Raw genomic sequence first — 15,685 nt, 5'->3', positions numbered from 1 at the left:
AAACATCCCCCTTCGTTTAAAAAAGGTTCGATGAATGGAGGTTGATGAAGCTTTTCCTTCATTCGGTCTTATACGCCTCATTATAAGGGATAACCCCTACTCCAATCAAGCTATCCAGGAGAAAACCACAAATATTTCAAAGTTCATTCAGATAATTGTTCGGATTTAAAACATAAACAATAACATCTTTCCTTTGATTAAAACAAAAAAGGACTCGAAAATTCGAGTCCTCTGTCGTATTCTTTAGAATTATACGTGAATTGGCATACCTAATGCTAATTCAGCAGTATCCATAACTACTTCTGATAATGATGGGTGTGAGTGGATTGTTAATGCGATATCTTCCGCATTCATTCCAGCTTCAACTGCTAAACCTAATTCAGCAATAATATCTGAAGCGTTCACGCCGGCAACTTGTGCACCAACGATTACGTTATCTTCTTTAGTAGTGATTAAACGAACGAAACCTTCAGTAGCGTTCAATGATAATGCACGACCATTTCCTGATAATGGGAATTTAGAAGCTTTAACTTGTAAACCAGCATCTTTAGCTTGTTGTTGAGTGTAACCAACTGAAGCTAATTCTGGATCAGTGAAGGCAACAGATGGCATTGCACGGTAGTCAACAGCCACTGCTTTACCTGAGATTGCTTCTGCAGCGATTTTTCCTTCGTAGCTTGCTTTGTGAGCAAGAGCTGGTCCAGGAACGATATCACCGATTGCAAAGATTGATTTAACGTTTGTACGTCCTTGGTTGTCAACTTTAACTAAACCACGTTCAGTCATTTCAACACCAGCAACGTCTAAACCTAATTCATCAGTGTTAGGACGGCGACCTACAGCAACCATTACGTAGTCAGCTTCAACAGCTTCTTCTTTGCCGTCTACTGTGTACTTAACAGTTACGCTATCACCATTGTCAACAGCTTCTTTAGCCATTGCGTTTGTTACGATAGTAACACCTTTTTTAGCCATGTTGTCTTCAACAAGTTTAACCATGTCTTTGTCAAACATTGAAAGGATGCTTGGAGCACCTTCAAGGATTGTCACTTCTGAACCTAAGTTAGCATATGCTGAACCTAATTCTGAACCGATAACCCCACCACCGATAACAACTAATTTTTTAGGAACTTCTTTAAGACCTAAACCACCAGTTGAATCGATCACGCGTCCGCCAAATTTGAAACCTTTGATTTCGATTGGACGGCTACCAGTAGCTACGATAGCGTGGTTGAATGAGTATGTTTGAGCGCTGTCTTCAGTAACAACACGTAAAGTGTGTTCGTCTACTAAGAAAGCTTCTCCACGAATGATTTCAACTTTGTTTTTCTTTAATAAGTACTCAACACCAGCAGTTAATTTCTTAACAACTTGGTTATCTTTCCATTCTTGAGTTTTAGCGAAGTCTAAAACAACTTCTTTAGCAGTCACACCAAACACTTCTGAGTGTTGTGCTTCTTGGTAATGATGTCCAGCTGAAATTAACGCTTTAGATGGAATACATCCAACGTTTAAGCAGACACCTCCAAAATATTCTTTCTCGATAATCGCAACTTTTTGACCTTCTTGAGCTGCACGAATAGCTGCAACATATCCACCAGGGCCGGCACCGATTACGACTGTATCTAGTTCAATAGCGAAATCGCCTACTACCATTTTTTTCACCTCTTAAAAGTTTTCAAATAAGGAACCGACGTAAACCCATGTCTACGCCGTTCCTAACAATTTAATGAATTAAGCTTCCATTAATAATAATTCTGGATCGTTTAATAGACGTTTGATTTCGTTCATAGCTTTTTGAGCAGTTGCGCCGTCCACGATACGGTGGTCAAAGCTTAATGATAATTTCATGTTACGTCCGATTACGATTTCATCGTTTTCGTTGATTACTGGTTCGCGAACGATTGTACCAACACCTAAAATCGCAACTTCAGGGTAGTTGATAACTGGAGTGAACCAACCGCCACCTACTGAACCGATGTTAGAGATTGTAATTGTTCCTTGTCCCATTTCTGCAGCTGTTAATTTACCTTCATGAGCTTTTGCAGCTAATGCGTTAATTTCATCTGCAATACCAAACATGCTCTTAGTGTTTGCATCTTTGATATTTGGAACGAATAAACCTAAATCTGTATCTGTAGCGATACCGATGTTGATGTAGTTTTTGTAAACAATTTCTTGAGATGCATCGTCGATAGAAGCATTCAATACTGGGAATTTCTTCATTGCTACTGCTAAAGCTTTAACAACGTAAGGTAAGAATGTTAATTTAGTACCTTGTGCAGCTGCAACATCTTTGAATTTCTTACGGTGATCCCAAAGTTTAGAAACTTCAACTTGGTCATGTAATGTAACGTGTGGTGCAGTGTGTTTGCTGTTAACCATTGCTTTAGAGATTGCTCTACGCATTGGAGTTAATTTAACGCGTTCTTCACGTTCTGCTGATCCAACGAATGGTTTAGCTGGAGCTGGAGCCGCTGCTGGTGCAGATGCTTGAGCTGGAGCTGCTGGTGCAGATGCTGCAGGAGCTTCTACTGCTGCTGGAGCTGCAGGAGCTGCTACTGGTGCGCCACCGAAGTTATCGATGTCTTCACGAGTTACGCGTCCACCTTTACCAGTTGGAACTACTGCTGTAATATCAACACCTTTTTCACGTGCATATTGACGAACTGAAGGCATTGCTAATACTAATTTACCAGGGTTGCTTGCTGCAGGAACTCCTGTTGGAGCTGCTGGTGCCGCTGGAGCTGCTGCTGGTGCTGCAGGTGCTGCTGGAGCCGCTGCTGCAGGTGCGTGAGAACCGCCTTCTGTTGCGATTTCAACGATTACATCACCAACGTGAGCTACTGTTCCTTCAGATACTAAAACTGCTGTAACAGTTCCAGATACTGGAGAAGGAATTTCTTCTACTGATTTATCGTTTTGTACTTCGAATAAAATGTCATCTTCAGCAATCTTGTCGCCTACTTTGATGTCGATTTTAACGATTTCACCTTCTGCAATTCCTTCACCGATGTCAGGTAATTTGAATTGGAAAGTGCTTGTTGCTGCTGGTGCAGCTGGTACAGGGGAAGCCGCTGGAGCCGCTGCTGGAGCTGCTTCTGCTGGGCCAGAACCATCGTCGATAACTACGATGATGTCGCCTACGCGAGCTACTGTACCTTCTTGAACTTTAACTTCTAATACTTTACCACTTACTGGAGAAGGAATTTCTTCTACAGATTTGTCGTTTTGTACTTCGAATAAAATATCATCTTCTTGAATTGTATCTCCGACTTTAATGTCGATTTTTACGATTTCGCCTTCTGCGATACCTTCACCGATATCAGGCATTTTAAATTGGAAAGCCATGCTTGTACATCCCTTCTTAATTTTAATAAAACTCTAAAGAGCACACTCGTGCGAGAGGCTCTTTAGAAATGAAAATTGTTGAATTAGAAGTTCACTGTTTCGCGAACTTTAGCTTCAATATCGCTAGCATTTGGTAACCAGTCGTTTTCTGCTTGACCAAATGGGAAGATTGTATCTGGAGCTGCAACACGTCCGATTGGAGCTTCTAAACTTAAGATTGCACGTTCAGAAATTTCAGACATTACCATTGCGCCAACACCAGCTTGACGTTGTGCTTCTTGAACAACAACTACGCGACCAGTTTTTTCAACTGAAGCTAAGATTGTGTCTAAGTCTAATGGAGAAACAGTACGTAAGTCGATAACTTCTACTGAGATTCCTTCTTTTTCTAAGTTTTCAGCAGCTTTAACAGCTTCACGAACCATTGCACCGTAAGTAATTACAGATACGTCTTTACCTTCACGAGTTACTGCAGCTACTCCTAGAGGAACTGTGTATTCTCCTTCTGGAACTTCTTCACGGAATGAACGGTATAATTTCATGTGTTCTAAGTAAACAACTGGGTCGTTGTCACGAATTGCTGAAATTAATAATCCTTTTGCATCGTATGGGTTTGAAGGGATAACCACTTTCAAACCTGGAGATTGAGCTACTAAACCTTCTAAGTTATCTGAGTGTAATTCAGGTGTGTGTACCCCACCACCAAATGGTGAACGGAATACGATTGGCATGTTACGAGTTCCACCCATACGGTAACGTGTACGAGCTGCTTGAGCTACCACGCTATCCATTACTTCGAATACGAATCCGAAGAATTGGATTTCAGGAACTGGACGGTAACCTTCTAAAGCTAAACCGATTGCTAAACCACCGATACCAGATTCTGCTAAAGGAGTGTTGAACACGCGGTCTTCACCGAATTCATCTTGAAGCCCTTGAGTTGCACGGAAAACCCCACCGTTTTTACCAACGTCTTCCCCGAAAATTAGGACATTTTCATCACGTTTTAATTCAACAGCCAATGCATCAGTGATGGCTTGAATCATTGTCATTTGTGCCATAATTATTTATTCTCCTTTGCTTTAAAGTATTCGATTTGTTCTTTAATAACGTTTGTTGGTTCTTCAAACATTGTTTCTAAGAAGAATGAAACTTTTTGTTTAGGTTGTTTGTCAGCCTCTTTAATAGCTTCTTTGATTTCTTCTTTAGTTGCTTCAATTACTTCGTTTTCTTTTTCTTCTGACCATAAGCCTTTAGCTGTTAGGTAGTTACGGAAACGAATTAATGGATCTTTCTTAGCCCATTCATCTTGAATTCCTTCTGGTTGGTAACGAGTTGGGTCGTCACCTGATAATGTATGAGGACCATAACGGAAGCAGATTGTTTCGATTAACACAGGACCGTTTCCAGCAACTGCGTATTCACGAGCTTTTTTAGTTACAGCGTAAACTGCTAATGGGTCCATACCATCCACTTGGATACCAGGGATACCAGCAGCAACTGCTTTTTGAGCCAATGTTGGAGCAGCAGTTTGTAACTCACGAGGAGTTGAAATTGCCCAACCGTTATTTTGAATGAAGAATACCGCAGGAGCTTGGTATGCACCAGCGTAGTTAATACCTTCATAGAAGTCCCCTTGTGAAGATCCTCCATCACCAGTATAAGTCACTGCAACATTTTTCTTACCACGTTTTTTAAGACCTAAAGCAACACCGGCTGCTTGAACATATTGAGCACCAATGATGATTTGTGGTGGTAAAGCTTTTAATGATTCTGGGTACATGTTACCTGCAACATGTCCACGAGACCATAAGAATGCTTGTGATAATGGTAAGCCGTGTTTTACTAATTGAGGTACATCACGGTAACCTGGTAATAGAACGTCGTCTTTTTCAAAAGCTTTGATAGAAGCTAATTGTGAAGCTTCTTGTCCAGCTGTTGGAGCGTAGAAACCTAAACGTCCTTGACGGTTTAATGCAGTTGAACGTTCGTGTAAGATACGTGACCATACCATGTCAGTCATTAATTGAACTAATTCGTCATCAGACAAATCTGGTACTAAGTCAGGATTTACAACATTTCCTTCTGCGTCTAACACTTGAACCATTTCGAAGTTCGTGTTACTTGGTGTGAAAAGTGCATCGAGATTGAATTTTTTCTTCGTTGCCATACTTCTTTTTCCCCTTTTCTATAAGAAATTGTGCTTAACAGACAAAACAGGTAGTTAAAACTGTACTATTCCCTCTGCTATCGTATAATAATTTAACAAACTTTTGTGAAATATGCAAGCAAAGAAGACTTTATAGAGCGTTTTTGTTAACTTTGTGAAAAAACTACCACTATCTTACGCTAAATAAAGTCTTCTTTTATTCTTATTTGTTCAATCGTTTTTCTGTTTTCAGTATTTTTCAGTAACTATTTTCTTGATTTTCACAATGAAACTGTACTAGTATGTTGATGAAAACTGTACTATTATTTTAAAACAGTTTTAATTGTTTATAGAGCCTATTTGTATTTTCCAGATGAGAAACGGTGAGTCCTATCAGTCTTATCGGGCGTTCTTCCATCATTTCCTCAAACAACTGCAGTGCAATCGAATAGATTTCATCTTGTTTATTCAAATAATCACGCATTGTAACACTCTTCGTCATTGTATTAAATTCCGAATCTCTTAACTTCAGCGTGACGGTTCTACAAGCCAAACTTCTCTTCTTCAACATTCCTTCTAATTCTTCTGCAAACTCCTCCAAGTATCCAGTTAAAATACCATGGTCGGTTGTATCCTTTATTAATGTCCGTTCGGTTCCAATCGATTTACGTTCCCGGTGAAGCGTCAGTTGGTCGTTAGACTCCCCACGCACTTGTAAGTATAATCGCGGGCCAAGGTTGCCAAACTTCTTCTCCAGTTCTTCCTTAGATAATGGAAAGAGATCTTCTCCTGTTAGAATGCCCGCTTGTTTCAATTTCTCTGCGCTCACTTTTCCAACACCATAGAAATCTTCAATAGGAATTGTGCGAATAAACTCTTTAGCATTTTCTGGTGTAATGACGGTCACTCCTGAAGGCTTATGATAACCTGATGCCATTTTCGCGAGAAACTTATTAAAGGACACGCCAACGGAACAAGTTAATCCGACCTTCACATAGACATCCTTTTGAATCGCATGGGCAATCATAGTCGCAGAAGTCATGGCCTTCTTATTATCAGTGACATCTAAATAAGCTTCATCAATTGAAAGTGGTTCAATCAAATCCGTGTAGGTTCGAAACACTTCATGCACCTGAGCAGACACTTCTTTATACAAATCATATCGTCCAGGCGTGAGGATAGCTTGTGGACAAAGTTTCATCGCTTTGGCAGTCGGCATAGCAGAACGCACGCCAAAAGCTCTCGCCTCATATGAACAAGTAGACACAACTCCGCGATGGTTTGGTTTCCCACCGACAATTACAGGCTTTCCTCTCCACTCAGGATGGTCCCTTTGTTCCACTGATGCGAAAAACGCATCCATATCGACATGTAAAATCTTTCGCATCATACCCCCACTTTCTACTCATTTCTCATTTCTATCTTATCGATTTTCTGCTAAAAATAAAAACGGAATGCACATTAGCATCCCGCTCTGTCTTTATTCATTATTGGCTAAACTTCTTTTCCTTACAAAATAGCGAATGATTTTTGCGACCACGATTCCATTGGTGATAGCAAATATCCCAATCTGTACAACACCTGCTCGTTGGATCACTTGTTGCATCCACTCATCTAAAGAAAGGTCTGCCGCATGTTTTAAAACAGTCACTCCAAACGCTCGAACGACTAATGTGAGCCAGGCGATACAAAGTAATCCGGCATTTTCAATTATAAATTCGAAGAAGTCATCTGGAAACTTCTTCTTCGCAAATTCCATTCCAAATATAATTACTAAGATGAGTGCACTAAGAATTACAACATGCCATCCTTGAGTTGTGATAAAAGTATTTCCTAAGTTCATTACAGTTGCAGTCAATACTAAATAGAGAATGGTTAAAACAGCGACTATATTATAGTAGATTAACATTATCTTTTTCATCATTATCCCTCCATTTCAACGTTTCTTCTATCTACTTCTATTGTACTCCTCCTAAAAGCGGACTTCAATCGGAATTAGGATATTTTAGAGCCAAAAAAGACTGACAAGAAACTTGTCAGCCTTTCATTTGGTTATGGATTGTTATTTATCTTCGTCAGAATCTTTTTTCTTCGCGAAGACTAATACTCCAACTGCCGCAACCACTAGTAATGCACCAATCACCATATAAATTGTTTGGTTACCAGTACCTGTGTTTGGAAGTTCTTCTGTTATAGTTGTTGAAGTTTCCTCAACTGTTGTAACTGTAGTTTCTTCAGTCGTTGTTGTTCTAGTTGTAGTAGTTGTTTCTTCCTCTTTAGGAGTATCTTTCACATGTAAGATGCTTCGGTCTTGTCCAAGAGTCACTGTGTATTCTGTTTCGTCTAATTCGTAACCTTCTGGAGCAGTCTTCTCTTTAATCTTAAATTCTTTTCCAGCGTATTTTTCATCAAACTGTGGAGAAACAGCATGACCTTCTGCATCAGTAGTCACTTCAACTGTATTTCCATCTGGATCTGTAATCACATAGACAGCCCCTGCTACAGGATTCAATGTTTTTTCATCTACTTTACTTACTTTAACAGTATAAGCGCTCGATGCTTCAATGGTTCCTGAGAATAGTGAAGTGGCACTGGCTGTGAATGTTGTTTCAGTTGTGTTTGTACGACGAGTGACTAGCGTTCCGTCTGCTTTTGCAACAGAAACCATATTTTGAACTTTACTTCCATCGTTTGGAGTTGTTGTGTCGTAAGTGACATAGTATTTCTTGCTTCCATCTTTGAATGTAATCGTAAAGTTTGTATAGTTCGAATTCCAGTTAACTGTATAATCAGTTCCCTCTACTAATTGAACAAAATCCGCTGCTTTACCAGAAGTTGATTCTGTCATTGAAGGAGCGTTATATACCACTAATGATTCAGGAATATATTGAATTGAAGCAGTTGTTGGGTCACTTGGTAATGTATCTGTTAAAACTAAGTTATCTCCTAAGTTTTCTCCGCTTGTATTCACACGTACTTTCCACTCAGAAACATATTGCCCAGAAGCTTTTGAACCCGCAGCTTCAAGTTTTGCTGATGTCCAAGCTTTATTAGCTGCTTGCCCACCAATTTTCGCAAAGTTTTCTTTCCCGATTGGATCTGTTTCTTCTGAAAGAGTTTGAACATTATAAGTTTGTATAATCGTTGTTTGCAGTGAAGGTGAGTCAAATGTTACAGGTTGATTAGATACATTCTTTTTATATAAGAAGTTTAAAGCCAAAGTTCCTTTGACCTCTTTAACTGTATCCGCACCCTTTGCTGCTAAATATTGGTCAAGGTTCTTCAAGGTTACTGTAATTGTTCCACCTTGATTATCCCCGTGCCCTTCAAAATGTGCATCCGCAATTGGGACATTTGTTGCTAAATCCACTAATTCCACATCATGATTATCGTAGAATGTAATCTCAGCGGGCACTTCTAATTTAAAGAAATCACCATTTTGAATATCGCCATTGTAATGCTCTAAGTCGAATACAGCTCTTAATTTATAGGCTCTATTTGTAAGGATTTGATAGACTCCATTTGCATCGGGACTTAATTTTGTATCCGATTGATCAAGAAGTTCTAATCCTGAAATTACATTCTGCAGTTCTTTTGCTTCAGCAGCTTTTGCCGAAGTGTTTCCGAAAAACACCAATGATAAAATCATCAATAAAGTTGCGAATAAACCAAACCATTTACTCTTTATCTTCATAAAAACCCTTCTTTCTTTTAACCGTTTTCATTATCGTACCATAAACTTCATACTGAAGACAAAAAAAATAGAGCAAGCGGGAAAAATTCCACTTACTCTACGCGCCAATCAATTGGCTGTTGACCTGTTTTTTCTAAGAATGTATTAATTTGACTGAAGGGTTTACTTCCAAAGAAGCCGCGATAAGATGACAACGGACTTGGATGTGGTGCCTTCAAAATCAAATGATTTGGATTGGTAATGAGCTTTTCTTTTGATTGAGCAGGTTTCCCCCACAAGACAAAGACGATTGGATGGTCGCTTTGATTGAGAGAAGTAATCACCGCATCCGTAAACGTCTCCCACCCTTGTCCGCGATGACTATTCGCCTCATGTGCACGAACGGTTAAAACCGTGTTGAGCAGTAACACTCCTTGTTTTGCCCAAGCAGTTAAATCCCCACTCTTGGCAACTGGAATTCCTAGGTCGCTTTCAAGTTCCTTATAAATATTCAGTAATGAAGGTGGCAAGGCGATTCCTTTTTGTACCGAGAAGCTAAGGCCATGTGCTTGGCCGTCACCATGATACGGATCTTGACCAAGAATAACCACTTTCACGTTATCAAATGGTGTCAGTTCCAAGGCTTTAAAGACATTCTCAGCAGCTGGAAACACTTTATGATGATTTCGCTCGCTTTGTTCAAACGAACGTACTGCATGGAAATACTCTTTTTCCTTTTCTCCTCCAATGACATCATGCCATGTTGTCATAGAGTTTCCTCTTTTCTCTCGTAGATTTCAAACGTATATGGATAGATATTTTTCTCGTCCACTTCTCCTTCGATTGATTTTACTTTGATAAAATCTCCCCACGGAAAATCGGTTGGAAAATACGTATCCCCTTCAAATGTATGATGGATTCTTGTGCAGTATAAAAGTTCTACACGATCTTTTAAAAGACGATAGACTTCGGCACCACCACACACATAAATATCCTCGTGTTTGGCATCTTCGATAATTTCTTGTAAATCAGTTACGACTTCAGCACCTGGCACTTCATAATCGTCACTTCTTGTTAAAAGAATGATTTGACGTCCTGGAAGCAAGCGACTTCCCATCCCTTCAAACGTTTTACGTCCCATAAGGATGGTTTGTCCCATCGTTACTTCTTTAAAGAATTTCAAATCATTCGGCAATCGCCAAGGAAGCGTATTGTCTTTTCCAACAAGCCCTTGTTCATCTTGAGCCCAAATATAAATTAACATCTGTCTCCCCCAGCATTACACGGCAATCGGTGCTTTAATCGTTGGATGCGGATTATATCCTTCTACAATCACATCATCAACATCAATCTCAAACATTGATTTTTCAGGATGTTTTAATACGAGTGTTGGCAATTCTCTTTCTTCACGCGCTAATTGCGTTTCTACTTGTTCCATATGGTTTATGTAAATATGCGCATCGCCTAATGTATGAACGAATTCACCAACTTCTAAGCCTACTTCATTTGCGATTAAATGGGTTAATAAAGCGTAACTTGCAATATTGAAAGGCACTCCTAGGAACACATCCGCACTACGTTGGTACAATTGGCAGCTTAATTTACCATCAGCCACGTAGAATTGGAACATTGTGTGGCATGGAGGAAGCGCCATGCTAGGCACATCTTCTGGATTCCATGCTGAAACAATCATACGACGTGAATCTGGAGAATTCTTCAATAAGTTCAGTAAGTCTGCGATTTGGTCAATCGTTTCACCCTTTGTTGTTTTCCAGTGACGCCATTGTGAACCGTAAATATTTCCAAGTTCGCCGAATTCAGCCGCAAACGCATCATCCGTTAAGATTTTTTCACAGAAGTCTTTCTTCACTTCTTGGTATACTTCATTGAACGCTTCGTCTTGCAAGCAGCGACGTCCAAAGTCTGTCATATCAGGACCAGTGTATTTTGGAGAAGAAACATAACGTTCAAACGCCCATTCATCCCAAATGTGGTTGTTATGTTCTAATAAATATTTGATATTTGTATCTCCGTGTAAGAACCATAGTAACTCGCTCTTAATCAAACCGAGCGCTACACGTTTTGTTGTCAACAGTGGAAATCCTTTTTGCAAGTCAAAACGCATTTGGTATCCGAACACACTCTTTGTACCTGTACCAGTACGGTCTGTTTTAATGGTTCCTTCTTCTAAAATCTTTCTTAGTAAGTCTTTATATTGTTTCGTCATATCTGTTCCTTTCTTTAATTCCCTGCTAGTTCTGCTAAATATTCCCAACGTTCATAAGCCACACTTGCCGCTTCTTCCGTCTTGTCTAATTCCTCTTGTAATTCTTGTAGTTTGGCAAAATCTTGTGCGTGGACACTCATTTCTTCTTGCAAGAATTCTAATTTCTCTTCGAGTTCTTGAATGGTCGCTTCAATCGTCTCCCATTCTTTCTTCTCTTGATACGTCATCTTCTTAGCCGGAGCTGATTTTGGAGCCTCCACTTTTGGCGCTTCTGCCTTAGGAGTTTCCACCGCAACTTTTGCTAGTGTTTTTTCTTGTTCTAAATACTCACTCATTGATCCGTAGAACAGTTCTGTTTGCCCTTCGCCTCGGATGACAAATAATTGGTCGACCGTCTTATCTAAGAAGTATCGGTCATGCGATACGATAAGGACTGCTCCATTAAACGACTCTAGGAAGTCCTCGAGTACGGTTAATGTATCGATATCCAAGTCATTCGTTGGTTCGTCTAATAATAACACATTTGGTTTTGTCATTAATAAGCGAAGTAAGTAGAGTCGTCTTCTCTCTCCCCCAGACAATGTATGGATGTACGCTCCATGTAGATGTCTTGGGAATAAGAACGTCTCGAGTAGTTCTGAAATAGAAGCTACTTCTCCGTTTTCACGTTTAATCTCTTCGGCTTCTTCTCGTAAATATTGGATAAGTTGCTTATCCATTGGGATATCTTCATCTTGTTGCTTATAGTACGCGATTCGAACGGTCTCACCGACAACAAACTGACCACTATCAAATGGAATCTGTCCAGCAATGGCGTTTAGGAAAGTAGATTTTCCAACACCATTCACCCCAGCAATCCCGACACGTGCTTGACTTTGAATTATCCAGTCTAGATTCTTCACGATTTGTTGTCCATTAATCGAAAGACTGACATCTTCCATTTGGAAGACACGTTTCCCGATACGAGCTTGGTCAAATTCCATCACCAATTTATCTTGAGAAGTCGTCTGTTTCACTTCTTTTTCTAACGCTTCAAATCGGTGAATACGCGCTTGTTGTTTCGTCGAACGAGCCTGAGCCCCTTGACGCATCCATTCTAATTCGCTCAAGTACAATCGTTTTTGTTTCTGCGACATACGAGCTGCGATTTGTTCTCGTTTGCTTCGTTGCTCTAAGTATGACTCATAGTTTCCTTCGTAAGCTTCGATTCGCCCATTCACTAGTTCGAACATATGCGTTACGGCACGTTCTAAGAAGTAACGGTCGTGAGTCACGAGCATCATCGCGCCTTTGTAATTGGCTAAATATCCTTCTAACCATTCGATAGCTTCTAAGTCTAAATGGTTCGTTGGTTCATCGAGCAATAGTAAATCCGGTTCTTCCATCAATACTTTTGCAAGTCCAACACGCTTCTTCTGCCCACCAGAGAGCGTTCCAACTTTTTTCTGAATATCCGTAAGTCCCATCTTTTGAAGAATGGTCTTGATTTGAACTTCCACTTGCCATCCATCGATTTCATTCATCTTTTGCTCTAAAACACTGTATCGTTTTGTAAGGCTTTCTGAATTTGGATTTTCTCGTAATTGTTCCACCACTTCTTCAAAGTCATGAACGACTTTTAATGTTGGATGGTCGCCTTTATACAAGGCCTCAAAAATCGTATCGTCATCATCCAATTCTGGTTGCTGAGATAAGTATCCTATTCTGTAATCGTTAGACGTTGTGATGTCTCCTGATTCGGCAAAATCAACCCCTGCTAGAATGGATAATAATGTACTCTTACCAGTCCCATTTTGACCGATTAACCCCACGTGTTCTCCTTCATTAATAATAAAGGACACGTCTTCTAATAATGATTTCGCACCATAAGATTTTTTCAAATGATCGACTCTAAAATCTTTCATGCAAACTCCTTTCAAGTCTCTTAATATAACCCTTGAATTTTTCCATTGTCATCAACACTAATTCCAAGTGCTGCTGGAACTTTAGGAAGTCCCGGCATCGTTAAAACTGTTCCAGTTAACGCTACAATAAATCCAGCACCTAGTTTTGGAATCAATGAACGAATTGTAATTTCAAAGTTTTCTGGACGTCCTTTTAACTTAGCGTTGTCTGAGAATGAATACGGTGTTTTCGCAATACACACATTAAGATTGTTCCATCCCAGTTTTTCGAATTCCTTCAATTGTGTAAGAGCTTCATCTGAATAATGAACGTTTGTAGCACCATAAACGTTCTTCGCAATCGTCTCGACTTTTTCTTGGATTGTCGCACTCATATCGTAAGTTGGTTGGAAAGTAGCGTTGTTCTCACATAATTCGACGACTTTCTCTGCTAGTGCGATACCGCCCTGGCTTCCGTGTTCCCACACACTCGTAAGAACACAAGTCACACCCATCTCACGGCATAATTCCATAAAGAGGTCTTGTTCGTTCTTCGTATCTGTTAAAAATTCATTTAATGCTACAACAACTGGTAAGCCATAAGCTTGTAAGTTTTCGATATGTTTTCGTACATTTTTGAAACCTTCACGAACCGCCTCGAGATTCTCACCAAGTGCGAGTTCATCAAGCGAAACGCCACCATGCATTTTCGTCGAACGAATAGTCGCTACAAGCACAACTGCATCTGGATGTTTTCCAAGAACAGGAACTTTAATATCGAGGAACTTCTGTGCACCAAGGTCAGCCCCAAATCCAGCTTCTGTCACGACATAATCTGCAAGCGTCAATGCCATTCTCGTCGCCACCACACTATTACAGCCGTGAGCGATATTAGCAAATGGTCCCCCATGAACAATAGCCGGTGTTTCTTCCAATGTCTGCACAAGATTAGGCTTCATCGCCTCTTTAAGTAATGCGGTAATTGCTCCTTCCGCACCTAAATCAAACACAGTAACAGGTTCTCCTGACTTTGTATACGCTACGAGAGTATTTGAAACGCGTCGTTGCAAGTCGCTTAAATCACTCGCCAGGCAAAGAATCGCCATCATTTCGGTTGCGACCGTAATATCAAAACCGTCTTTACGCGTTGTCCCATTCACTGGACCACCCAGTCCAATTTCAATCTCTCGCAGTGCACGATCATTCAAGTCCAAGGCCCGCTTCCAAACAATGCGGCTAGGATCGATTTCTAATTCATTTCCTTGATGAATATGATTATCGATGATAGCAGATAACAGATTTGTTGCTGTCGTTAGGGCATGCATGTCCCCTGTGAAATGCAAATTGATTTCTTCCATCGGAACAACTTGTGCATAACCTCCACCTGTGGCTCCCCCTTTAAGCCCAAGCGTTGGTCCTAGAGAAGGTTCACGGAGCGCAATGGCTGTTTTCTTTCCAATAGCCGTTAGTGCGTCCCCAAGCCCAACTGTTACTGTAGACTTTCCTTCTCCAGCAGGAGTTGGATTCATCGATGTCACTAAAATGAGTTTTCCAAAATTCTCTAGGTTATGAATAGCAGTCTTATCAATCTTTGCTTTGTATTTTCCATATGGTTCTATTTCATCAGGAGTTAAATGAAGCTTTTCAGCAATCACCGTGATGGGTTGCATTTGGTTTTCTTGTGCAATTTTAATATCTGTTTTCATGAGGTCACCTCGCTTGATGCATATTCGTTTTATTATACCATAATTTGAAGCAAAAAAAAGAATGAGGATGCAATCATCCTCATTCTTTTCTTATTATTTTGGTTCTATAATTTTTAGGGTTGATGGAAATTTTCCATCAACCCTATTTTAGTGTATACAAAAAGGCCAACATCCATTATATTAAAAGCGCCTAAACCTAATACAAAAGGATGATGACCATATGAACAATATACTAGAAGCTACGCTACAAATCAAAGATAAAAACATTATCTGGGATAATACAGTTCAAGAGAAGATATTTAAAAAGAGAAAATCTTTATTTTATTCAGCTACATATACGCATAAACCAGAATTTTGTACCGTTTGTGGATGTGTTAGCCAAAATAATAATATCGTCAAAAATGGCACGAAAACTTCTCGTATCACTCTCTGTTCTGTTTCAGGCCTACCGGCCTACTTAAATCTACGCAAGCAGAGATTTCTCTGTAAAGAATGCGGCTCTTCATTTACCGCAGACACTAGTAGAATCGTAGAAAAACATTGTCATATTTCGAAACGTTTAAAAAATGAAATTAAGGCAAAAATAAGTGAAACAGTATCTGAAACATATATTGCAAAAGAAACAAATGTTTCAGTTCATACTGTAAGACGTATCATAGATGATACAGCACGATTATTGACCATTAAACCATTACA

Annotated in this window: 13 protein-coding genes; 1 reads left to right on the top strand and 12 read right to left on the bottom strand. The window is 39.8% G+C overall.

Annotated elements, in window-relative coordinates; all coding sequences use genetic code 11:
• Window positions 1–249: 249 nt before the first annotated feature.
• The 12 genes from lpdA to ADH02_RS07650 all read right to left on the bottom strand — a co-directional run bounded on the left by lpdA (window position 250) and on the right by ADH02_RS07650 (window position 14,989).
• Complete coding sequence (gene lpdA, locus ADH02_RS07705) at window positions 250–1,656, bottom strand: dihydrolipoyl dehydrogenase (RefSeq protein WP_048783920.1); 1,407 nt, start codon at window positions 1,654–1,656, stop codon at window positions 250–252.
• A 78-nt stretch (window positions 1,657–1,734) separates the two neighbouring features.
• Window positions 1,735–3,351: a 2-oxo acid dehydrogenase subunit E2 gene (locus tag ADH02_RS07700; RefSeq protein ID WP_048783918.1), complete on the bottom strand. Its 1,617-nt coding sequence runs from the start codon at window positions 3,349–3,351 to the stop codon at window positions 1,735–1,737.
• Window positions 3,352–3,434: 83 nt separating this feature from the next.
• Window positions 3,435–4,412: an alpha-ketoacid dehydrogenase subunit beta gene (locus tag ADH02_RS07695; protein WP_048783916.1), complete on the bottom strand. Its 978-nt coding sequence runs from the start codon at window positions 4,410–4,412 to the stop codon at window positions 3,435–3,437.
• A 2-nt stretch (window positions 4,413–4,414) separates the two neighbouring features.
• Window positions 4,415–5,521, bottom strand: a complete 1,107-nt coding sequence (pdhA, locus tag ADH02_RS07690) for a pyruvate dehydrogenase (acetyl-transferring) E1 component subunit alpha (RefSeq protein ID WP_048783914.1) — start codon at window positions 5,519–5,521, stop codon at window positions 4,415–4,417.
• A gap of 307 nt (window positions 5,522–5,828) precedes the next feature.
• Complete coding sequence (gene dinB, locus ADH02_RS07685) at window positions 5,829–6,890, bottom strand: DNA polymerase IV (protein WP_048783912.1); 1,062 nt, start codon at window positions 6,888–6,890, stop codon at window positions 5,829–5,831.
• A gap of 90 nt (window positions 6,891–6,980) precedes the next feature.
• On the bottom strand, window positions 6,981–7,421 hold the full coding sequence (locus ADH02_RS07680) for a hypothetical protein (protein WP_048783910.1): 441 nt from the start codon (window positions 7,419–7,421) through the stop codon (window positions 6,981–6,983).
• A gap of 141 nt (window positions 7,422–7,562) precedes the next feature.
• Entirely contained in the window at window positions 7,563–9,194 is a 1,632-nt protein-coding gene (locus ADH02_RS07675) for a prealbumin-like fold domain-containing protein (RefSeq protein ID WP_048783908.1), read from the bottom strand.
• A gap of 92 nt (window positions 9,195–9,286) precedes the next feature.
• Entirely contained in the window at window positions 9,287–9,943 is a 657-nt protein-coding gene (gene ung / locus ADH02_RS07670) for a uracil-DNA glycosylase (RefSeq protein WP_048783906.1), read from the bottom strand.
• Window positions 9,940–10,437 (bottom strand): dihydrofolate reductase, encoded by a 498-nt coding sequence (locus ADH02_RS07665; protein WP_048783904.1) that lies wholly within the window; start codon window positions 10,435–10,437, stop codon window positions 9,940–9,942. Before ADH02_RS07665 ends, ung begins: the two co-directional genes overlap by 4 nt.
• A gap of 15 nt (window positions 10,438–10,452) precedes the next feature.
• Window positions 10,453–11,400, bottom strand: coding sequence for a thymidylate synthase (locus ADH02_RS07660; RefSeq protein WP_048783902.1), 948 nt, complete (start codon window positions 11,398–11,400; stop codon window positions 10,453–10,455).
• A gap of 14 nt (window positions 11,401–11,414) precedes the next feature.
• Window positions 11,415–13,304, bottom strand: a complete 1,890-nt coding sequence (locus ADH02_RS07655; RefSeq protein ID WP_048783900.1) for an ABC-F family ATP-binding cassette domain-containing protein — start codon at window positions 13,302–13,304, stop codon at window positions 11,415–11,417.
• Between the two features lie 20 nt (window positions 13,305–13,324).
• Entirely contained in the window at window positions 13,325–14,989 is a 1,665-nt protein-coding gene (locus ADH02_RS07650; protein WP_048783898.1) for a formate--tetrahydrofolate ligase, read from the bottom strand.
• Between the two features lie 220 nt (window positions 14,990–15,209).
• On the opposite strand from ADH02_RS07650, the gene ADH02_RS07645 reads away from it, so the two are divergent.
• Window positions 15,210–15,685 (top strand): ISL3 family transposase (locus ADH02_RS07645; protein ID WP_048781743.1); only part of this gene is annotated, 476 nt, incomplete at its 3' end.

Source organism: Streptococcus sp. 263_SSPC, assembly GCF_001071995.1.
Taxonomy (GTDB): Bacteria; Bacillota; Bacilli; order Lactobacillales; family Aerococcaceae; genus Granulicatella.
This window is presented reverse-complemented; position numbering and strand designations above follow the sequence as displayed.

Coding starts and splice junctions, on each gene's coding strand:
- ADH02_RS07665 (WP_048783904.1), bottom strand. CDS start 10,437: ATGTTAATTTATATTTGGGCTCAAGATGAACAAGGGCTTGTTGGAAAA.
- dinB (WP_048783912.1), bottom strand. CDS start 6,890: ATGATGCGAAAGATTTTACATGTCGATATGGATGCGTTTTTCGCATCA.
- ADH02_RS07650 (WP_048783898.1), bottom strand. CDS start 14,989: ATGAAAACAGATATTAAAATTGCACAAGAAAACCAAATGCAACCCATC.
- ADH02_RS07660 (WP_048783902.1), bottom strand. CDS start 11,400: ATGACGAAACAATATAAAGACTTACTAAGAAAGATTTTAGAAGAAGGA.
- ADH02_RS07700 (WP_048783918.1), bottom strand. CDS start 3,351: ATGGCTTTCCAATTTAAAATGCCTGATATCGGTGAAGGTATCGCAGAA.
- ADH02_RS07655 (WP_048783900.1), bottom strand. CDS start 13,304: ATGAAAGATTTTAGAGTCGATCATTTGAAAAAATCTTATGGTGCGAAA.
- ADH02_RS07695 (WP_048783916.1), bottom strand. CDS start 4,412: ATGGCACAAATGACAATGATTCAAGCCATCACTGATGCATTGGCTGTT.
- ADH02_RS07675 (WP_048783908.1), bottom strand. CDS start 9,194: ATGAAGATAAAGAGTAAATGGTTTGGTTTATTCGCAACTTTATTGATG.
- pdhA (WP_048783914.1), bottom strand. CDS start 5,521: ATGGCAACGAAGAAAAAATTCAATCTCGATGCACTTTTCACACCAAGT.
- ung (WP_048783906.1), bottom strand. CDS start 9,943: ATGACAACATGGCATGATGTCATTGGAGGAGAAAAGGAAAAAGAGTAT.
- lpdA (WP_048783920.1), bottom strand. CDS start 1,656: ATGGTAGTAGGCGATTTCGCTATTGAACTAGATACAGTCGTAATCGGT.
- ADH02_RS07680 (WP_048783910.1), bottom strand. CDS start 7,421: ATGAAAAAGATAATGTTAATCTACTATAATATAGTCGCTGTTTTAACC.